Source organism: Proteus sp. FZP2095 (assembly GCF_023701425.1).
Lineage (GTDB): Bacteria > Pseudomonadota > Gammaproteobacteria > Enterobacterales > Enterobacteriaceae > Proteus > Proteus cibarius.
On record NZ_JAMQBJ010000001.1, the window covers coordinates 438,412 to 457,699 of the forward strand.

General features: G+C 39.9%; 21 protein-coding genes. 18 read left to right on the forward strand and 3 right to left on the reverse strand.

Annotated elements, in window-relative coordinates; all coding sequences use genetic code 11:
- Positions 1-97 precede the first annotated feature (97 nt).
- Positions 98-3,559 carry a ribonuclease E gene (gene rne / locus NBG71_RS01910; RefSeq protein WP_250916493.1) on the reverse strand — a complete coding sequence of 1,154 codons (3,462 nt, stop codon included), beginning with the start codon at positions 3,557-3,559 and terminating at the stop codon, positions 98-100.
- 531 nt (positions 3,560-4,090) lie between these two features.
- Between rne and rluC the strand changes: the two genes are divergently transcribed.
- A complete protein-coding gene (rluC, locus tag NBG71_RS01915) occupies positions 4,091-5,044 on the forward strand; it encodes a 23S rRNA pseudouridine(955/2504/2580) synthase RluC (protein WP_075673175.1) in 954 nt (317 codons plus the stop codon).
- Positions 5,045-5,149: 105 nt separating this feature from the next.
- Here the strand turns inward: rluC and NBG71_RS01920 are convergent, their stop codons facing one another.
- Together NBG71_RS01920 and NBG71_RS01925 are read right to left on the reverse strand one after the other, a co-directional pair.
- The gene (locus NBG71_RS01920) at positions 5,150-5,551 is read right to left on the reverse strand and encodes a hypothetical protein (protein WP_075673176.1); all 402 of its coding nucleotides are present in this window, start codon (positions 5,549-5,551) and stop codon (positions 5,150-5,152) included.
- A 46-nt stretch (positions 5,552-5,597) separates the two neighbouring features.
- Complete coding sequence (locus NBG71_RS01925; protein WP_075673177.1) at positions 5,598-6,197, reverse strand: Maf family protein; 600 nt, start codon at positions 6,195-6,197, stop codon at positions 5,598-5,600.
- A gap of 141 nt (positions 6,198-6,338) precedes the next feature.
- On the opposite strand from NBG71_RS01925, the gene yceD reads away from it, so the two are divergent.
- The 17 genes from yceD (at position 6,339) to NBG71_RS02010 (ending at position 19,276) form a co-directional block, all read left to right on the forward strand.
- Positions 6,339-6,872 carry a 23S rRNA accumulation protein YceD gene (gene yceD, locus NBG71_RS01930; RefSeq protein ID WP_036937758.1) on the forward strand — a complete coding sequence of 178 codons (534 nt, stop codon included), beginning with the start codon at positions 6,339-6,341 and terminating at the stop codon, positions 6,870-6,872.
- Positions 6,873-6,877: 5 nt separating this feature from the next.
- Positions 6,878-7,048, forward strand: a complete 171-nt coding sequence (rpmF, locus tag NBG71_RS01935; RefSeq protein ID WP_006537252.1) for a 50S ribosomal protein L32 — start codon at positions 6,878-6,880, stop codon at positions 7,046-7,048.
- 24 nt (positions 7,049-7,072) lie between these two features.
- A complete protein-coding gene (plsX, locus tag NBG71_RS01940; protein WP_075673178.1) occupies positions 7,073-8,110 on the forward strand; it encodes a phosphate acyltransferase PlsX in 1,038 nt (345 codons plus the stop codon).
- A gap of 4 nt (positions 8,111-8,114) precedes the next feature.
- Positions 8,115-9,068, forward strand: a complete 954-nt coding sequence (locus NBG71_RS01945) for a beta-ketoacyl-ACP synthase III (protein ID WP_075673179.1) — start codon at positions 8,115-8,117, stop codon at positions 9,066-9,068.
- 19 nt (positions 9,069-9,087) lie between these two features.
- Positions 9,088-10,020, forward strand: a complete 933-nt coding sequence (fabD, locus tag NBG71_RS01950) for an ACP S-malonyltransferase (protein ID WP_075673180.1) — start codon at positions 9,088-9,090, stop codon at positions 10,018-10,020.
- 8 nt (positions 10,021-10,028) lie between these two features.
- Positions 10,029-10,763 carry a 3-oxoacyl-ACP reductase FabG gene (gene fabG / locus NBG71_RS01955; protein ID WP_075673181.1) on the forward strand — a complete coding sequence of 245 codons (735 nt, stop codon included), beginning with the start codon at positions 10,029-10,031 and terminating at the stop codon, positions 10,761-10,763.
- Positions 10,764-10,920: 157 nt separating this feature from the next.
- Positions 10,921-11,157 carry an acyl carrier protein gene (gene acpP, locus NBG71_RS01960; RefSeq protein ID WP_004247087.1) on the forward strand — a complete coding sequence of 79 codons (237 nt, stop codon included), beginning with the start codon at positions 10,921-10,923 and terminating at the stop codon, positions 11,155-11,157.
- Between the two features lie 74 nt (positions 11,158-11,231).
- Positions 11,232-12,473 (forward strand): beta-ketoacyl-ACP synthase II, encoded by a 1,242-nt coding sequence (fabF, locus tag NBG71_RS01965; RefSeq protein WP_099076186.1) that lies wholly within the window; start codon positions 11,232-11,234, stop codon positions 12,471-12,473.
- A 134-nt stretch (positions 12,474-12,607) separates the two neighbouring features.
- Positions 12,608-13,435: an aminodeoxychorismate lyase gene (pabC, locus tag NBG71_RS01970; RefSeq protein ID WP_099659577.1), complete on the forward strand. Its 828-nt coding sequence runs from the start codon at positions 12,608-12,610 to the stop codon at positions 13,433-13,435.
- 17 nt (positions 13,436-13,452) lie between these two features.
- Positions 13,453-14,475 carry an endolytic transglycosylase MltG gene (gene mltG, locus NBG71_RS01975; RefSeq protein ID WP_075673183.1) on the forward strand — a complete coding sequence of 341 codons (1,023 nt, stop codon included), beginning with the start codon at positions 13,453-13,455 and terminating at the stop codon, positions 14,473-14,475.
- A gap of 2 nt (positions 14,476-14,477) precedes the next feature.
- Positions 14,478-15,125 carry a dTMP kinase gene (tmk, locus tag NBG71_RS01980; RefSeq protein WP_075673184.1) on the forward strand — a complete coding sequence of 216 codons (648 nt, stop codon included), beginning with the start codon at positions 14,478-14,480 and terminating at the stop codon, positions 15,123-15,125.
- A complete protein-coding gene (gene holB, locus NBG71_RS01985) occupies positions 15,122-16,105 on the forward strand; it encodes a DNA polymerase III subunit delta' (protein ID WP_099659580.1) in 984 nt (327 codons plus the stop codon). Before tmk ends, holB begins: the two co-directional genes overlap by 4 nt.
- A 75-nt stretch (positions 16,106-16,180) precedes the next feature.
- Complete coding sequence (locus NBG71_RS01990; RefSeq protein WP_196563442.1) at positions 16,181-16,966, forward strand: metal-dependent hydrolase; 786 nt, start codon at positions 16,181-16,183, stop codon at positions 16,964-16,966.
- Positions 16,967-17,008: 42 nt separating this feature from the next.
- Complete coding sequence (gene hinT / locus NBG71_RS01995) at positions 17,009-17,359, forward strand: purine nucleoside phosphoramidase (RefSeq protein ID WP_075673187.1); 351 nt, start codon at positions 17,009-17,011, stop codon at positions 17,357-17,359.
- A 39-nt stretch (positions 17,360-17,398) separates the two neighbouring features.
- Positions 17,399-17,800 carry a YcfL family putative periplasmic lipoprotein gene (locus NBG71_RS02000; RefSeq protein WP_099659581.1) on the forward strand — a complete coding sequence of 134 codons (402 nt, stop codon included), beginning with the start codon at positions 17,399-17,401 and terminating at the stop codon, positions 17,798-17,800.
- A 17-nt stretch (positions 17,801-17,817) separates the two neighbouring features.
- Positions 17,818-18,399 carry a penicillin-binding protein activator LpoB gene (locus tag NBG71_RS02005; RefSeq protein ID WP_075673189.1) on the forward strand — a complete coding sequence of 194 codons (582 nt, stop codon included), beginning with the start codon at positions 17,818-17,820 and terminating at the stop codon, positions 18,397-18,399.
- Entirely contained in the window at positions 18,377-19,276 is a 900-nt protein-coding gene (locus NBG71_RS02010; protein WP_250916494.1) for a phosphotransferase, read from the forward strand. The genes NBG71_RS02005 and NBG71_RS02010 overlap by 23 nt, the downstream gene beginning before the upstream one ends.
- Positions 19,277-19,288: the final 12 nt, after the last annotated feature.

The following is a 19,288-nucleotide window of genomic DNA, read 5'->3' on the forward strand; positions in this document are numbered from 1 at the left end:
AATAAATTAACTGAATATTTGCCAAAAAAAGAACCCACTAAATAGTGGGTTCTCAATTTAGAAGTATTATCAAGATATTCTTAATAACACTTTTTTATCAGTTTTTGCTTTCAGCTTTCGTCATTTCTGAAGAAGCGTGGTTAGTAGAACAATGTCCACCTGCACCTGAGCGGCCTTTTTTATCAAAAGCAGGGCGAGCTTCCCATGCTTTGATTTGAATTGCCACAGGCGCTTCATCAGCGGCTGGTGCTTTTGTCATTGGTGAGCTTGCATGTAATTGGCGTGCAGCTACAACAGGCTCTTGACGAATAACAACTTCAGCTGGTTTGCGCTCTGTTACTGCTTCAACTTCCACAACCGGTGTTGCGCTTTCTACTGGCTGACCTTCAACGACAGTTTCAACGACAGCTTCAACAACAGCTTCAACAACAGGGGTAGCAACACTTTCAACAGCAACTTCTTTGTGTTGTTCAACAGTTTCTTCAGTTGCTATCACTGTTTCAACAGGTTGAGGTTCAGATATTGATGTTTCATTTTTTACTGGTGCAACCGTATCTTGTGCAACTTCTTCCGGCACGATATTTGTTTCGGTTTGTTGTGAAGTTTCATGCATGTAAGCTTCAGTGGTATTCAATACTGCTGAAATATTCTCTTTACGAGTAACATGCTCTTCTGTATTCACGTCATTGATTGCATCATTGATCACGTTAGTTTCAACAGGCTCAGCTTGTGGTTCTACTGCAACAATTTCAGCAACAGCATCAGTGGTTGATTCAGTGCTAACTGTAACAGAGTAAGTTGACTCCGTGGTTTCTGTCTGTGCGATATCAGCAACAATGGCTTCTGAAGCCGCTGGTGCGATAGCTACCATTTGTGGATCTTTATGAGTAATAATGTGGTTTCCAACAGAAACGTCATTGTTGTTTTCAACATTATTCTCAATAAATGGTGCATCACTTACAGGAGTGACGGGGTAGCGAATGAAGACTTTACCTGAAGCCAGCTCAGGAGAAGCAACTGCCATTGCCAGAGGCATTGGTGATACTGTTAAGGTGCGCTCATCACGATAGCGACGACGACGTTGACCACTTACACGTAGATGACGAGGTGAACGGCGAGAACGACGTGGCATAACATTATCTTGCCCGTTATTATCTTCGTTTTTATTGTCATCTTGTGATTTAGTTGCGTCAGGTAGTGCTTTTACAACTTGTGCTTCATTTGCTTCAACTTTCACAACAGCAACTACTTTAGGTGCTGGTTTTTCAGTTGGGGCAACTTTAGTTTGTGTAGTTGCAACTGGTGGTTCAGAAACCGCTTTTTCGGTCGCAACAGGTACAACGGCTAATGTGTTATCATTGTCAGTCACACGTACAGATTGTGTTAATTGACGACGATTACGGCGTTGCATAGCAGGGCGACGAGGTTCTTCTTTCTTCTCATCAGCACTATTTTTTGCAACCGTATCATTTTCAGAAAGAGCTGCCTGAGCTTTAGCTGCTTCTTGTTGCTGTTGACGTTTCTCTTCTTGACGACGACGCTGTTCAGCACGTTGTTCACGACGCTGCTGGCGACGAGCTTCGCGTTCTGCAATCTCTTGTTCACTACTAACTTCAGTTGTTGGAGTTGTTTGTGGTTTCTGATTGCGATTCTTGCGATTGTCCTCGTTATTCGCGTTATCACGATTACGATCGTTATCACGGTCACGGCGATTATTATTGTTACGTCGATTATTGTTATTACGACGATCACGACGGTTGTCGTTATTCTCTTTCTTGTTTTCCTGTGGTTTTTCTTGTGTTACCGCAGGCTCTGGTTCGCTACCAAATAAGTTTGAGAAGAATTTTGCAATAGAAGCAAAGAAACCAGTACTTTGAGCTTCTTCTGTTTTAGCAGGTTTAGCTTGCGGTTGAGGCGCCTTTTTATTTTTTGCTGTTTCAGCAACAGGTTCTTCTTGTAATCCAAAGGCTGAAATAGCAGGTTGTTCAGGTGCTTTACGCTCTGTAACAACATCGTCTTCAGCTTCATTTAACTGACTTTCATGGAATTGCGCTAAGTTGTAGCTAAGGGAAGTAATTTCTTCGCCTTTACGTACACGAATAACAGAGAAATGAGGGGTTTGCATTTGGTCATTAGGAACAATAACCACTTTGACATTAGATTGACGTAACTCGATGTCGGTAACAGCTTTACGTTTTTCGTTCAGTAAATAAGAGGCGATTTGAACAGGTACAATTGCATGCACTTCATGGGTATTTTCTTTAAGTGCTTCTTCTTCAATAAGACGTAACACAGAAAGTGACAGTGATTCATTATCACGAATAGTACCAGTACCTAAGCAACGTGGGCAAACGTGATGGCTAGATTCACCTAATGAAGGGCTTAAACGTTGGCGAGACATCTCTAATAAACCAAAGCGAGAGATGCGTCCAATTTGAATGCGAGCACGATCTTGACGAACAGCTTCACGCATTCTGTTTTCAACTTCACGCTGATGGCGCACTGGCGTCATATCAATAAAGTCGATAACAATTAAACCACCCAAGTCGCGTAAACGTAATTGACGTGCAATTTCGTCAGCTGCTTCTAAGTTAGTATTAAATGCAGTTTCTTCGATATCACCACCACGGGTTGAGCGTGAGGAGTTGATATCAATCGCTGTTAATGCTTCAGTTGTATCAATAACTAAAGCGCCACCAGAAGGAAGGCGAACTTCACGCTGAAACGCAGATTCAATCTGTGATTCAATTTGGTAATGACTAAATAGAGGAACGGCGCCAGTGTAATGGCGAATTTTGCTAGCAAAATCACCACGGCCAATCGCTTCAATATGACTACGCGCCATTTCAACGACTTTTGCGTTATCAATTAAGATTTCACCAATATCAGGACGTAAGTAGTCGCGGAATGCGCGAACAATTACATTACTTTCCTGGTGGATTAAAAATGGTGCAGGGCGATTCTCAGCCGCTTTCTTAATAGCATCCCAGTGTCTTAGACGATAGCTTAAGTCTTGTTGTAGTGCTTCAGCTGATTTACCAACACCAGCTGTACGTACAATCAGACCCATGCCATCTGGGATTTCAAGGCTAGATAAAGCTTCTTTAAGTTCAGTACGATCTTCACCTTCAATACGGCGAGAAATACCACCTGCACGAGGATTATTTGGCATTAATACCAAATAACTTCCTGCAAGGCTGATAAAAGTGGTTAACGCTGCACCTTTATTACCACGCTCTTCTTTATCAACTTGAACGATAACTTCCTGGCCTTCTTTTAAGACATCTTTGATGTTAGGACGACCATGGGAGTGATAATTACTAGGAAAGTATTCGCGGGCTATTTCTTTGATAGGAAGGAAACCGTGGCGTTCCGCACCATAATCAACAAAAGCGGCTTCTAAGCTGGGTTCAATTCGAGTGATTTTACCTTTATAGATATTCGCTTTTTTCTGTTCATGACCGGGGCTTTCGATATCCAGATCGTACAAACGTTGCCCATCGACAAGGGCAACACGCAACTCTTCCTGCTGAGTCGCGTTAATTAACATTCTTTTCATATTGTGACTTACTCGTTATTTTCACGTTTTATAATGTGCCACTAACATACGTAATTACACTATTGATAACCGATGACCTCGTGTCTTTTACAAATGCGTCAACCTCACGGTTGTCGATTGTATAGAGGTGCAATATGTCGGTGAGTCTGATTTTTAGTTCAAAAATTCAGCACTCTTTAATTGAACACAATGTTTCAACTCAATAAGCGATGTATTTATGGCATACTAAATTGTTTGATTTTCGACTATGTCTTACGCCATTGCTGCATTTTGAAAATCAAACAAACAAAATTTTCATAAATATACCTGATAAACATAATCAGGAGAGTCTGCATTATTCCATTGGTGTTAGGGTTATAGCAAGATGACTTTTCTGCTTTGGTGACTTTTTCTGTATAAATATGAGAGATTAGCTAATGTTTCGTCTTTTTCCCATTATTCAGGTTAAAATAGACGACAGAATTGATGTTATTTTGTGCACCATAAAGTTGTTTGTAATTTTTATTTTAAGAGAGCCAAAGAATCGCCACTATGAAATCATTTAATCAAGTTCAGTTCGTCACCATTGATGGCGATGAAGCAGGCCAGCGTATCGATAATTTTTTACTGGCACGCTTGAAAGGTGTACCAAAAAGTATGATTTACCGAATTATCCGAAAAGGAGAAGTTCGAGTTAACAAAGGGCGAATTAAACCTGAATACAAAATTAATGCAGGCGACAGCATTCGTATTCCTCCTGTACGGGTATCAGAAAAAGAAGAGATCGCTGTATCACCAAAACTTGATAAAGTTTCGGCATTGGCAGATTGTATTTTATATGAAGATGACCACTTAATGCTCATCAATAAACCCTCAGGAACCGCAGTGCATGGAGGAAGTGGGTTAAGTTTTGGTGTGATTGAAGGCCTACGCGCATTACGTCCAGAAGCCCGTTTTTTAGAGCTTGTTCATCGTCTTGATAGAGATACATCGGGTGTTTTATTAATTGCAAAGAAACGTTCAGCGTTGCGTGCATTGCATGAGCAATTACGTTTAAAACAGATGCAAAAAGATTATTTAGCCTTAGTTCGTGGGCAGTGGCAATCTCATACTAAAGTTGTTCAAGCACCGTTATTGAAAAATATTCTTCAAAGTGGTGAACGAGTGGTTAAAGTGAGTAATGAAGGAAAACCTTCAGAGACTCGTTTTAAGGTTGAAGAGCGTTTTGAATTTGCCACACTGGTGAAAGCCAGCCCTGTGACCGGAAGAACGCACCAAATTCGTGTGCATACATTACATGCAGGTCATCCTATCGCATTTGATGATCGCTATGGTGATCGTGATTTTGATTCACAATTGGTAGGAACAAAGCTTAAGCGCTTATTCTTACATGCAAGTTCTTTGACATTTACTCATCCTTCAACGGGTGAACAAATACGAATTGAAGCGCCAATGGATAATCAGTTACGCCATTGTTTACAAGTATTACGTAGTCAAAAATCTTAAGCCTGAAATATTTTGTTTCAGCAGAAAATCCGAATACCCAATACGCCCAGTTAACTGGGCGTATTGTTTTTCTTAATTCACTAAGAAAGTGAATAAAAAATAGGACTAACCTTCGACTTTTGTCATGCATTGCTCAACAATTTTATCAATATCCCACTCTTTAGGCAGTGATTTTGAGCCATTTTTGCGCATTTCCATATCTACTCGGATAAATTCTGTTATTCCGTAATTTTTAATAATATTGTCATAAGTGCATTCACACACTTCGGCAATTTGAGGAATTAGTGCATCATCAGTAATACCCGAACCTAATATGCAACTACTGACAAAGTTCTTTTTAAATAAGGATGTGTTGTCCTCTTTTTTGTCTGAAATCACGCTGTCTTGGATAGTATTTTCGGTGGTAGTTGTTTTCGTTGTTGAAATTTCAGTATCTTTTTCATCAGAACAACCCACTAATGCTGTTGCCATCACTAAAGCTGTTAAGACTGATGCTAATTTATTCATAATACGCTTTATCGCTACATAAGATTAAAAAATAAGATGATCAGATTTATTTTTGGTCATCAGAGAAAAATAATGGGTTTATTCTTTGCGAGAGTAACATTTTATTCAATCGGATAAGTGGTAAACCAATTAAAGAATTTGGATCATCGCCAACAAGTTTATCAAATAGAGTAATGCCTAACCCTTCAGATTTAAAACTTCCTGCACAATTGAAAGGCATTTCTTTATTTAAATAACTGATAATTTCTTCATCAGTTAAATGACGAAAGTAAACTTGAAATAATTCACAATGCGTTTGATGTTCTAAAGTTAGGCTATTATATACAGTTAATCCGGTGTAAAACGAAACACATTGCCCTGAAGCTTGTTTTAATTGTGCAAAGGCATTATCAAAATTATGGGGTTTCCCCGTGATCTTTTTATTCAGCACACAAACTTGATCAGAACCAATTATAAGGTGATGTGGAAATTTTGCTTGTAAAGCGCTGGCTTTTTCATAGGATAAGCGGCTGACAAGATCTTGAGCACACTCTGTGGGTTTCGGGGTTTCGTCAATCTCTGGAGATGCCTGTATAAAGGGCATTCCAAGCTTTTTCAGCAACTGAGCTCGAAAGGGTGAAGTAGACGCAAGAACGAGTGGCAACATATTTTTTTTAAAATCCGTAGCAAAATGATGCCTGACATTCTAAACTATGCGCCGCTGATAAAGCGAATTTTGGTGGAAAGGTGTAGATAACCCGCCTTTTTCTTTGACTATATTCCATTACAAAGATAATATGCGCGCCTTATGCAAAAGGTAAAATTACCCCTGACCATTGATGCGCTGCGAGCAGCTCAAAAGAATTTAGACTATGACGGTCATTATTCTCCAGAGCAAGTAAGCCGCTTAGCTGAATCGGTGGTCAGTGTGGACAGTAATATTGATGTGGCTTTATCATTTGATATTGACCATCAACGTCTTGCCGTGATTAAAGGACATTCCGATGTGGATGTGACTTTAGAATGTCAGCGTTGTGGTGGCCATTTTCCGTATCATGTTCACGCAACATATTGTTTTAGCCCTGTTGTCAGTGATGAACGGGCCGAGGCATTACCGGAAGAATATGAACCAGTCGATGTAAACGAATTTGGTGAAATAGATTTGCTGGCGATGATTGAAGATGAAATAATCCTCAACTTGCCAGTAGTTCCGGTACATGATTTTGAACACTGTGAAGTGTCCGACGCGGATATGGTGTTTGGTGAACTCCCTGAAGAATTATCAGAGAAACCAAATCCATTTGCCGTATTAGCCAGTTTAAAGAAAAGTACTAAGGAGTAAGGTCAATGGCCGTACAACAAAACAAACCAACTCGTTCTAAACGTGGTATGCGTCGCTCTCATGACGCGCTGACAGTAACTCAGGTTTCTGTTGACAAAACTTCTGGTGAAACTCACCTGCGTCACCATGTAACTGCTGACGGTTACTACCGTGGCCGCAAGGTTATCAACAAGTAATTAGCTTTATAGCTCGTTGATACCTTGACAAATCTAACCATAGCGTTAGATGCGATGGGCGGGGACTTCGGTCCTCGCATCACAGTGCCTGCTTGTTTGCGGGCGCTGGCATCTAATCCTCATTTAAAAATATTGCTGGTAGGTCAACCAGACTCTATCTCCCCTCTGCTTGCAAATCAAAATGCTGAGCTAATCTCCCGTTTACAAGTTATACCCGCAGAACATATTGTCGCCAATGATGCTAAACCTTCACAGGCTATTAGAGCAAGTAAAGGCACATCAATGCGAGTGGCACTTGATCTCGTGAAAACAGGGGAAGCACAGGCTTGTGTAAGTGCAGGTAATACTGGCGTATTGATGGGATTAGCAAAACTTCGACTTAATGCTATTGATGGAATTGATCGTCCTGCACTGGTTTCGGTATTACCTAACCAGAAAAAAGGTAAGACAGTTGTTCTGGATTTAGGCGCTAACGTTAATTGTGATAGCAAAATGCTGGTACAGTTTGCGGTAATGGGCGCAGTTATGGCCGAAGAGATAGCAGAGATTGATTCACCGAAAGTGGCGCTTTTAAATATTGGTGAAGAAGAGAGTAAAGGATTAGATAATATCCGCGAAGCTGCTACGGTATTAAAATCGACACCGAATATCAATTATATTGGTTATGTTGAAGGTAATGAATTACTGACAGGCAAAACTGATGTTTTGGTGTGTGACGGCTTCGCAGGTAATGTCTCCCTTAAAACGATGGAAGGAGTTATCAGAGTTTTCCTTTCATTGATTAAATCTTCTACTACCGAAAATAAAAAAACGTCGTGGTGGATGAAAATATTGAAGAAATGGTTACAAAAGCGACTAATTAAGCGTTTTGGACATATGAACCCCGACCAGTATAACGGTGCTTCTCTGTTAGGATTACGCGGTATCGTCATTAAAAGCCATGGTGGCGCAAATGAAAGCGCGTTTACAGCAGCAATAGAACAGGCTGTTCATGCCGTTGAGCGAAAAATTCCAGAGCGAATTGCTTCACGGCTGACAACAGTATTACCCAAGAGCGATTGATAGAATGTATACAAAAATCTTAGGTACTGGTAGTTACTTGCCTGTACAAGTGCGAACTAATGCCGATTTAGAAAAAATGGTTGAAACATCTGACGAGTGGATTGTTACCAGAACGGGTATTCATGAACGTCGAATTGCAGCAGAAGAAGAAACGGTTGCTGTAATGGGGGCGGGTGCTGGCGAAAAAGCATTAGAGATGTCAGGTATTGATAAGCAAGACATTGGATTGATTATTGTTGCAACTACATCGGGCTCACACGCATTTCCAAGCGCGGCTTGCCAAATTCAAAATGCATTAGGGATTAATGACTGTATTGCTTTTGATGTTGCGGCTGCATGTTCAGGTTTTGTTTATGCATTAAGTATTGCGGATCAATTTATTAAAGCAGGCTCTGTTAAAAAAGCATTGGTTATCGGTGCTGACAGATTATCTCACGCTTTAGATCCAGAAGATCGTGGCACGATTATCCTATTTGGTGATGCAGCCGGTGCTGTGGTTGTTGGGGCATCAGAAGAAGAAGGCATTATCTCTACCCATTTACATTCTGATGGACGTTTTGGTGAACTATTAGCATTACCTTATCAGAGTAGAGAAAGTGACGATTTACCTGCTTACGTTACTATGGCAGGAAACGAAGTATTTAAAGTCGCAGTTCGTGAACTTGCCCACATTGTGGATGAGACACTTGAAGCTAACAAAATTGATAAATCTGAACTGGACTGGCTTGTGCCTCATCAGGCAAATTTAAGAATTATTTCAGCGACAGCGAAAAAGCTGGATATGACAATGGATAAAGTAGTGGTGACATTAGATCGCCATGGCAATACGTCAGCAGCATCAGTCCCAACAGCATTAGATGAAGCTGTAAGAGATAATCGCATTCAACGTGGTCAGTTAATTTTACTGGAAGCATTTGGTGGCGGTTTTACTTGGGGTTCTGCACTTATCCGTTTTTAATATTATCAGGAAAATAAACATGACTGATTTTGCAATGGTTTTTCCCGGTCAGGGATCACAATCTGTTGGAATGCTTGCAGAACTTGCAGAGCAATATCCAATCGTGATTGAAACATTTGCTCAAGCATCTGATGTATTGGGTTATTCTCTTTGGGACTTAGTTCAAAATGGCCCAGAAGAAGAGCTAAACAAAACCTGGAAAACACAGCCAGCATTATTAGCAGCTTCTGTTGCTATTTGGCGTGTATGGCAAGAAAAACAAGGTAAAATGCCACAAATGATGGCAGGTCACAGTCTTGGCGAGTATTCTGCTTTAGTGTGTGCGGGTGTTATTGATTTCGCAGCTGCAATTAAACTAGTAGAATTACGCGGTCAACTGATGCAAGAAGCCGTGCCTGCGGGTACTGGTGCAATGTATGCGATTATCGGTTTAGATAATGACGCTATTGCAAAAGCCTGTGAAGAAGCAGCGCAAGGACAAGTTGTCTCGCCTGTAAACTTTAACTCACCGGGCCAAGTTGTTATTGCGGGCAACAAAGAAGCCGTAGAACGTGCTGGTGTGTTATGTAAAGAAGCGGGTGCTAAACGTGCTTTACCATTAGCGGTAAGCGTGCCTTCTCATTGTGCTTTAATGAAACCGGCTGCTGATAAGCTTGCGGTTGCATTACAAGAAATTGAATTTAAACAACCTGAAATTCAGGTCGTTAATAACGTTGATGTGATAGCGCAAACTGATGCAAATGCAATCCGTGAAGCGTTAGTTCGCCAGCTTTATAATCCGGTTCGCTGGACTGAAACGGTTGAACTTATTGCCGAAAAAGGTATCACACAACTATTAGAAATCGGGCCAGGAAAAGTATTAACTGGCTTAACAAAACGTATTTCTAAAGAGATGAACGCTGCAGCAGTTAATGATATTGCGTCATTAGATGTTGCATTAGGAAATGACTGAGGGATCTCATGGGATTTGACGGAAAAATAGCGCTAGTTACTGGTGCAAGCCGTGGTATTGGCCGTGCGATTGCAGAAGATTTAGTTGCACGCGGTGCGACAGTAATTGGTACGGCAACGAGTGAAAACGGTGCGCAAGCTATCAGCGAATATTTAAACGGTAAAGGTAAGGGGTTTGTGTTAAATGTCACAGAAAACGACTCTATCGAAAAATTTTTAGCAGATGTGCGTGCTGAATTTGGCGAAATTGATATTTTGGTCAATAATGCAGGTATTACTCGTGATAACCTGTTGATGCGCATGAAAGATGATGAGTGGCAAGATATCATTGACACTAATCTTTCATCAGTCTTCCGTCTGTCTAAAGCAGTTATGCGTGCTATGATGAAAAAACGTCATGGTCGTATAATTACCATTGGTTCTGTTGTTGGAACCATGGGTAACGCAGGACAGGCAAACTACGCGGCGGCAAAAGCGGGTGTAATTGGTTTTAGTAAATCATTAGCACGCGAAGTTGCTTCCCGTGGCATTACGGTGAATGTTGTTGCTCCGGGCTTTATCGAAACTGATATGACTAGAGCATTAACAGATGACCAAAGAGCAGGTATTTTATCTCAAGTCCCTGCTAACCGTTTAGGTGATGCCAAAGAGATTGCCAGTGCTGTAGCTTTCTTAGCGTCTGATGAAGCAAGCTATATCACGGGTGAAACATTGCATGTCAATGGTGGCATGTACATGATCTAATTATGGGGACGTCTTTATATTTGCTTTTTGCGTACAATATAATGCAAAATATAGCGAATAAAGTAGTCCACACAGTCGGGATTGGTTAGATCTTTTCCTGTATTTATAAACTAAGAAAATCATCGCGCAAGCGAGTTTTGATAGGAAATTTAATAGTATGAGCACTATCGACGAACGCGTTAAGAAAATCATTGTTGAACAACTGGGTGTTAAAGAGGAAGAAGTTGTAAATTCAGCTTCATTTGTTGATGACTTAGGCGCTGATTCTCTTGACACAGTTGAGCTGGTAATGGCTCTGGAAGAAGAATTCGATATCGAAATCCCAGACGAAGAAGCAGAAAAAATTACTACAGTTCAAGCTGCTATTGATTACGTTGAAAACGCAGGTAAATAAGCTTGCTAATCTAGGCGGTCACTCGACCGCCTATATTTTTAATCCTAAACATTTTCCCTCCTTGGAGGATAAGCGTGTCTAAGCGTCGTGTAGTTGTGACCGGACTAGGCATGTTATCTCCTGTCGGTAATAACGCAGAAGCTTCTTGGGAAGCAGTGTGTGCCGGACAGAGTGGTATCGGCCTTATCGAAGATTTTGACACCAGTCATCATGCGACTAAATTCGCTGGATTGGTAAAAGATTTCAATCACGAAGATTATAATCTTTCGCGTAAAGACGCGCGTAAGATGGATCTTTTCATTCAATATGGTATTGCAGCAGGTGTGCAGGCCATTGCGGATTCAGGTCTTGAAGTAACAGAAGCCAATGCAAGTCGTATCGGAGCTGCTATTGGTTCTGGTATTGGTGGCTTAGGCCTTATCGAAGAAAACCATACTTCTATGATGAATGGTGGCCCTCGTAAAATTAGCCCATTCTTTGTGCCTTCAACCATCATTAACATGGTTGCAGGGCATTTAAGCATTATGTATGGTCTTCGTGGCCCTACAATCTCTATCGCAACAGCGTGTACTTCAGGTGTTCATAATATTGGACATGCTGCACGTATTATCGCTTATGGTGATGCAGATGCAATGCTGGCAGGCGGTGCCGAAAAAGCAACCACACCATTAGGTTTGGGTGGCTTTGGTGCTGTTCGTGCATTATCAACACGTAACGATAATCCTCAAGCGGCTAGCCGTCCATGGGATAAAGATCGTGATGGTTTTGTATTAGGTGATGGTGCAGGTGTTCTTGTTCTTGAAGAATACGAACACGCTAAAAACCGTGGCGCTAAAATTTATGCTGAAGTAGTTGGTTTTGGTATGAGTAGCGATGCTTATCACATGACTTCACCAGCAGAAAATGGCGAAGGCGGTGCGCTGGCGATGACAAATGCACTGAAAGATGCAGGTATTGCCTCATCAGAAGTGGGTTATATCAACGCACACGGCACATCAACAAATGCAGGTGACGTTGCTGAAGCGCAAGCGGTAGAAAACGTATTTGGTAAAGGCACTGATGTATTAGTTAGCTCAACAAAATCTATGACAGGTCACTTATTAGGTGCTGCGGGTGCAATTGAGTCTATCTTTACTATCCTTTCACTGCGTGATCAAATCGTACCTCCAACAATTAACCTAGATAATCAAGACGAAAATTGTCATCTTGATTTTGTTCCACATAAAGCACGTAAAGTTGAGAACATGGAATATGCTCTGTGTAACTCATTCGGCTTTGGTGGTACTAATGGTTCAATTCTCTTTAAACGCGTATAAGCCGTTTTTTGTAGAAAGTTGAAAAAATACCTAAAGGCCCAGGATTATTCTGGGTCTTTTATTTTGTCCTTTTACTGCCAGTTGTTTTATTATGTGCGGATTGATATCAATAACATAGATGTAAGGTGTGTTAGATGTATTGGGTAAATGGACAACAGCAACAAAATGTAGATGCCAGTGATCGAGCAGTACAGTTTGGTGATGGCTGTTTTACAACACTGGCTGTTGAACTGGGTGATCCCGTTTTATTATCTGCACACATAAACCGCTTAAAACAAGGCTGTAACGCTCTCTTTTTACCTCATCCTAATTGGTCTGAACTTGAAAAACAGATCATCGATGTGGCTTCTCTGGCTCAAACAAAAAGTGTTATTAAAATTATTATTAGTCGTGGTTATGGTGGACGAGGATATTCCTCCAATGGATTTATAACACCGACGGTAATAATCTCACTGTCCTCTTATCCTACCCATTATCTCCGCCAGCAAAACGAAGGTGTATCGCTTGGTATTAGCCCTGTTACTTTAGGGCAAAATCCTTTGCTGGCTGGGATCAAGCATCTTAATCGTCTAGAACAAGTCCTTATCAAATATCATTTAGAAAAAACAGAATTTGATGATGTTTTAGTGTGTGATAATGAAGGATATTTAGTTGAAGCTAATGCGGCGAATCTTTTTTGGCGCAAAGGAGATAGTCTTTTTACACCAAATCTGATTAATTCAGGGGTAAATGGCATTATGCGCCAATCTATTTTTCAATTAGCTCAAAAAAATCATTGGAAAATTGATATTGTGAGAGAAAAACCTGAAACGCTTTATCAGGCTGATGAAATATGGTTAACAAATGCGTTGATGCCAGTGATCCCCGTTTCACAAATCACTTTTTCAGATGATAAGTGCTATAAATACCCTAGTAGGGATTATTATCATGTTGTTTTACAACACACTTTGTCACTTAAATAGAATTTAATGAGTTATAAATGAAGATAAAAAAAATAGTATGGATAGTTTTTTTTGCCTTATTGATTAGCCTTGGTGCAGCTGCATTGTATATGATGCAACATATTCGGGGTCTAGAAGAAAATATTGTTGTAAAACAAGATGAAATGCTACTGACTGTACCAGCAGGAACAGGGCGTGTTGCTATGGAGCAACTATTAATAAAAAACAATCTGCTTAATGAAGGAGATTATTTTCAGGTTTTATTAAAAGTGAAACCTGAATTAAGCCAATTTAAAGCAGGTACTTATCGTTTAACAAAAGGAATGACATTGCATGATGTCTTACTGCTTATCAAAAGTGGTAAAGAAGCCCAGTTCTCAATCCGTTTTATTGAAGGAAGTCGCTTAAAGGATTGGCAATCTATTTTTGAGCAAGCGCCTCAGCTTGCTGCTGTCGCACACACAATGGATAGTGATAAGTTACGTGAAGAAATAGGAATAAAACCAGAAATTTCTAATCTAGAAGGTTGGTTTGCACCTGATACATACCATTACACTGCGGGTACGACCGATGTCGCAATTTTAAAACGCGCCTACCAGCAAATGGAAAAAACATTAGAAGAAGAGTGGATTAAACGCGATAGTGATTTACCGTATAAATCGGCTTATGAAATGCTTATCATGGCATCAATTATTGAAAAAGAGACGGGTATTGATGCAGAAAGAACAAAAGTCGCGTCTGTTTTTGTTAATCGATTAAAAACTAATATGCGATTACAGACCGACCCAACGGTTATCTATGGTTTAGGTGATAAATATAGAGGCACGATTTATCGTAGTGATTTAAATGGTTATACACCTTATAACACGTATCAAATTGATGGCTTACCACCAACACCAATAGCAATGCCAGGTGTCGCTTCAATTAGAGCTGCTGCACATCCAGCGGATACTCGTTATCTCTATTTTGTTGCAGATGGAACGGGTGGTCATAAATTTTCAACCACACTTAATGAACATAATAAAGCCGTCGCACAATATCGACGCTTACAACAAAGATAATTATGAACAACAGTAAATTTATTGTAATTGAAGGACTTGAAGGCGCTGGAAAAACCAGTGCGATCCAAACGGTTGTTGATACCCTAAAAGATAAAGGTATTACTAACCTAGCATTTACTCGTGAACCGGGTGGCACACCGCTTGCCGAAAAATTACGTGAACTTATTAAACAAGGTATTGAGGGTGAAAAAGTCACGGATAAAGCAGAATTATTGATGCTATACGCAGCGCGTGTTCAGCTTATAGAAAATGTGATAAAACCTGCGCTTGCGGATGGCCAATGGGTTATTGGTGATAGACATGATCTCTCTTCACAAGCTTATCAAGGTGGCGGACGTGGCTTAGATAAAGATCTTATGTTGTCACTTCGTAATACTGTCCTTGGTGATTTTCGTCCTGACTTAACCTTATATCTTGATTTAGATCCTGCTATTGGCCTTGCCAGAGCGCGTGCTAGAGGTGAGCTAGACCGAATTGAAAAAGAGTCAATGGATTTCTTTTATCGTACTCGCGAACGTTATCAAGCATTGGCTAATGATGATGATTCCATTATTACGATAGATGCCTCTCAAGCGATTGAAAAAGTACAAGCAGATATTCGTCAAACATTAACAGCGTGGCTAGTTCAGCAGGAAAATAAATCACTATGAATTGGTATCCTTGGCTAAATCAGGCATATCGACAACTTATTAGCATGTATCAAGAAGGGCGAGGTCATCATGCTTTGCTTTTACATGCGATAGAAGGCATGGGAGGAGAAGCACTCTCTTATGGGTTAAGTCGTTGGTTAATGTGCCAGAATAAACAGGGATTAAAAAGTTGTAATGAATGCCATAGCTGTCGATTGATGCTTGCTGAAACACACCCTGATTGGCATGTTTTACAAAGTGAAAAGGGTAAGTCCTCGATTGGTATTGAAGCAATAAGAAAAGTCACTGAAAAGCTGGAACATCATGCTCAGCAAAGTGGCTCTAGAATAGTTTGGATAAAAGACGTTGAAGCGTTAACAGAAGCTGCTGCAAATGCATTACTCAAAACGTTAGAAGAGCCACCTAAAAATACCTATTTTTTACTGAATTGTCAGCAACCAGAGGTTTTATTAGCGACATTGCGTAGCCGTTGTTTTTATTACCATTTAGCAACGCCGGATCTTCAACACGCAACGCACTGGTTACAGCAACAATTACCAAACATACCTTATGCGAATAGTGTGACAGCATTGAATTTATCGCAGAATGCTCCAATTTTGGCGCTTTCATTATTGAAAGATGAGTGGAAAGAAAGAGAGACTTTTTGCCAAGCGTTATATACCAGCATACAACAACGTAATTTATATGCATTTCTGCCACAATTAAATCAAGATAATGCTGAGCATCGCCTGTATTGGTTGTTATCACTGCTGCTTGATGCATTAAAATATCAAACCAATGCACAAACCTATTGTATGAACCAAGATCAGCAAGCATTGATTATGGCGTTATCACAATGGCCTTCGGATATTTTATTATCCACTATTGATGGATGGAAACAGTGTCGTTATCAGTTAATGACCATTCCTGCATTAAATAGAGAATTGTTACTAGTAGAACAACTGCTAGATTGGGAAAATCAGCTAGCCACAAAAAATTAATTAGCTATATATTAATTATGATTTAGCTGTAATAAAAAACACCTATAAGTTGTACCAGATAAATGAGAGTAAGTTATGTTTTTAGTTGATTCACACTGCCATCTCGACTGCTTAGATTATGAAAAATTACATGAAAATATTGATGATGTTGTCGAAAAAGCACAGCAGCGTGATGTTCAATATATGTTAGCAGTAGCAACCACATTACCAGGTTTTAAAAGTATGCGTGAGCTAATCGGCAAACGTGACAATATTGCCTTTTCTTGTGGGATCCATCCTTTAAATGTAGACGAAGGTCATGATGTTGAAGAATTAGCTCGTTTAGCAACCGCACCTGATGTTGTAGCTTTAGGTGAAACAGGGCTAGATTACTATTACCAACAAGAAAATGCGGCACTACAACGTGACATTTTCCGTGAACATATTCGTATTGGGCGCCAAGTTAATAAACCCGTTATTGTGCATACACGCAGTGCTCGTGAAGATACATTATCCATTTTAAAAGAAGAAAAAGTTCAAGATTGTGGCGGTGTTCTGCATTGCTTTACAGAAGATAAAGAGACTGCAACCGCATTACTTGATCTTGGAATGTATATCTCTTTTTCCGGCATTGTGACATTTAGAAATGCTGAACAAATCAGAGAGGCCGCTCGTATTGTTCCTCTTGATAGAATTTTAGTCGAAACAGACTCTCCTTATTTAGCGCCAGTTCCTCATCGAGGAAAAGAAAATCAACCGGCTTATGTCCGTGATGTTGCAGAGTATATGGCAGTCTTAAAAGGGGTGAGTGTTGAAGAGTTGGCGCAACAAACAACGCGTAACTTTGCTAAGCTCTTTCATATTCAAAACTTACCTGCTTAATAGAATTAATCAGGAATTAAAATAAATAATAAGGTGATGGAAATGGCAGAAGAAACAATTTTCAGTAAAATTATTCGTGGTGAAATCCCAGCTAATATCGTTTTTCAAGATGATACAGTGACGGCATTTCGTGATATTTCACCTCAAGCACCGACTCATATTTTAATTATTCCCAATAAACTTATTCCTACTGTAAATGATGTTACTGCGGAAGATGAACAAGTATTAGGACACCTTTTTGTTGTTGCTGCAAAAATTGCACAACAAGAAGGTATTGCTGAAGATGGTTATCGCTTGGTGATGAACTGTAACAAACATGGTGGACAAGAAGTTTTCCATATTCATATGCATTTGCTTGGCGGAAAACCATTAGGGCCACTATTAAACCAATAATGGATATAATGCTAACAGCAGGATAACAGGAAGTAATACATGATAAGACAAGGTAAGACCATTTGTTCATTACTTATCGCTGTGTTTATGATGACATTGCTCTCAGGATGTTTATCATCTCATTCAGATAATAAACTCTATTTCAATCGTCAGCAGGCTATTATTATGGAGCCTTCGGTATTAGTTGTAGGCATTGTTGCCGGTCAGCCAACTATTGAACACCATGCTAATGGCACAAAAGCGACAGTCATGTTATCAAATACACAATCTTACCCTGTCTCTATTCGCTATCGTTTTTATTGGTATAACGAACAAGGGCTTGAAGTTTCCCCTGCTGGGAATGTAAATGATGTGACTATTCTTGGTGATGGTGATACCGAAATTAGTGGTGATATACCAGATAAGACCATTAGTTATGTCAGAGTTTATCTCTTTACTTAGGATAAGGTAACGCGAGCATGAAAAGAGTTCTATTTGTGGCGATCTCTGTGTTTTTATTAGCAGGTTGTCCATCCATGTTGCCACAACAACCGCCAGTACCTGTTGAGCCTGTTACGCCTACAGAGCCAGTAGAGCCACCTAAACCCATAGAGCCACCGATTGAAGTTGTGCCAACACCACCTAAAATCACGAGTATTAATTGGAATGCAGCTGTCACTCCTTTAATTAGAGAAATGGCTGTTACTGGTGATTTAGAAGTGGGTAAGCTTATCGTTGTTGATAATGTTAAAAATAATTCAGGCGGGAATATTCAAGCGGTAAATGCAACCAATACCATTATTGAATCAGTTAATAGTATTAGCGCATTACAAACCGTGCCTTATACACAAATGATGTCAGCACGAAAAGCACTTGGTTTATCCGGTGAAGATAGTTTAGGTCTTCGTAGTGCAGCGATTGGTTTAGCCCGTTATTTGAAAGCTGATTATATTTTATTCTCAACCGTTGATGGTAGAAAAGATAACCGTGTGATCAGTATGCAATTAATGTCAGTTTCTTCTGGTGAAATTCTTTGGAATGGACGCCATCAGGTTGAGTGATCCGAATTACTCAAGTTTGCTTAATGCCTTGCAAGCGCTTTTTCCTGCAACGGCATTAAGTAAATGGAAAATTACGGCATTAGAAGGATCAGGAGGTGGCGCTTTTCGCGTGCAATGTGCAGATATAGATTGGGTTGCTCGCTATTATGGTGATGAAAAAAAAGCACTTTATGTACATGGAAGAAAAGAATACGCCATTTTAAAACAGCTTTCAGGATCTGACATATCACCTAAAGTTGCCACTCGTTATAAAGAATGGTTTTTTCTTTATTGGTTACAGGGCGAACATTTAACCCATCAATCACTTTTTAGCACTTATTTAAAACCACTGGCTGAAAAAATAGCCATACTTCATCAACACACGCCGTTAGGTTTCCCCCTCAACTTAAATCATGAGCTATTAGTTTATTGGCAGAATATTGATAGGAAACGTTTGTCTGCTAAATGGCTACATTTACAACAACATTTTTTACGCCAACCGCGATGCAATCTCATAAAATACGCGCCTGCTCACATGGATTTGCACGTTGAGAATATTCTTCTTAGTGATTCCGGTATAAAATTTATTGATTGGGAATATGCTGCCGATATTGATACAGCGGATTCGTTGATGACGTTCTTCGCAACAAATCAACTCAATGAATCGCAGCAAAATCTGTTTTTAGATTATTATTGTTCGTATCATTGTCATTATGCTCAACTCAAAGAGACGAATGTTTCATCTGTGAAGGAGTTGAGAGAGCGTATTCTTTCAAGAGAGCCATTCATTTTTTATATGATGCTAATGTGGTATGAAGTTCGTTGGCAACAAACAAAAGATGGATCATTTTTAATAATGTCTGAACCTTTACGTCGCTATTTTAGTCTGACGAGTTAAAGACATTATCTT

What these genes read in the sequence shown, in the direction of transcription:
- rne (WP_250916493.1), bottom strand. Translation starts at nt 3,559, where the DNA reads ATGAAAAGAATGTTAATTAACGCGACTCAGCAGGAAGAGTTGCGTGTT.
- rluC (WP_075673175.1), top strand. Translation starts at nt 4,091, where the DNA reads ATGAAATCATTTAATCAAGTTCAGTTCGTCACCATTGATGGCGATGAA.
- NBG71_RS01920 (WP_075673176.1), bottom strand. Translation starts at nt 5,551, where the DNA reads ATGAATAAATTAGCATCAGTCTTAACAGCTTTAGTGATGGCAACAGCA.
- NBG71_RS01925 (WP_075673177.1), bottom strand. Translation starts at nt 6,197, where the DNA reads ATGTTGCCACTCGTTCTTGCGTCTACTTCACCCTTTCGAGCTCAGTTG.
- yceD (WP_036937758.1), top strand. Translation starts at nt 6,339, where the DNA reads ATGCAAAAGGTAAAATTACCCCTGACCATTGATGCGCTGCGAGCAGCT.
- rpmF (WP_006537252.1), top strand. Translation starts at nt 6,878, where the DNA reads ATGGCCGTACAACAAAACAAACCAACTCGTTCTAAACGTGGTATGCGT.
- NBG71_RS01945 (WP_075673179.1), top strand. Translation starts at nt 8,115, where the DNA reads ATGTATACAAAAATCTTAGGTACTGGTAGTTACTTGCCTGTACAAGTG.
- fabD (WP_075673180.1), top strand. Translation starts at nt 9,088, where the DNA reads ATGACTGATTTTGCAATGGTTTTTCCCGGTCAGGGATCACAATCTGTT.
- fabG (WP_075673181.1), top strand. Translation starts at nt 10,029, where the DNA reads ATGGGATTTGACGGAAAAATAGCGCTAGTTACTGGTGCAAGCCGTGGT.
- acpP (WP_004247087.1), top strand. Translation starts at nt 10,921, where the DNA reads ATGAGCACTATCGACGAACGCGTTAAGAAAATCATTGTTGAACAACTG.
- pabC (WP_099659577.1), top strand. Translation starts at nt 12,608, where the DNA reads ATGTATTGGGTAAATGGACAACAGCAACAAAATGTAGATGCCAGTGAT.
- mltG (WP_075673183.1), top strand. Translation starts at nt 13,453, where the DNA reads ATGAAGATAAAAAAAATAGTATGGATAGTTTTTTTTGCCTTATTGATT.
- tmk (WP_075673184.1), top strand. Translation starts at nt 14,478, where the DNA reads ATGAACAACAGTAAATTTATTGTAATTGAAGGACTTGAAGGCGCTGGA.
- holB (WP_099659580.1), top strand. Translation starts at nt 15,122, where the DNA reads ATGAATTGGTATCCTTGGCTAAATCAGGCATATCGACAACTTATTAGC.
- NBG71_RS01990 (WP_196563442.1), top strand. Translation starts at nt 16,181, where the DNA reads ATGTTTTTAGTTGATTCACACTGCCATCTCGACTGCTTAGATTATGAA.
- hinT (WP_075673187.1), top strand. Translation starts at nt 17,009, where the DNA reads ATGGCAGAAGAAACAATTTTCAGTAAAATTATTCGTGGTGAAATCCCA.
- NBG71_RS02000 (WP_099659581.1), top strand. Translation starts at nt 17,399, where the DNA reads ATGATAAGACAAGGTAAGACCATTTGTTCATTACTTATCGCTGTGTTT.
- NBG71_RS02005 (WP_075673189.1), top strand. Translation starts at nt 17,818, where the DNA reads ATGAAAAGAGTTCTATTTGTGGCGATCTCTGTGTTTTTATTAGCAGGT.
- NBG71_RS02010 (WP_250916494.1), top strand. Translation starts at nt 18,377, where the DNA reads ATGGACGCCATCAGGTTGAGTGATCCGAATTACTCAAGTTTGCTTAAT.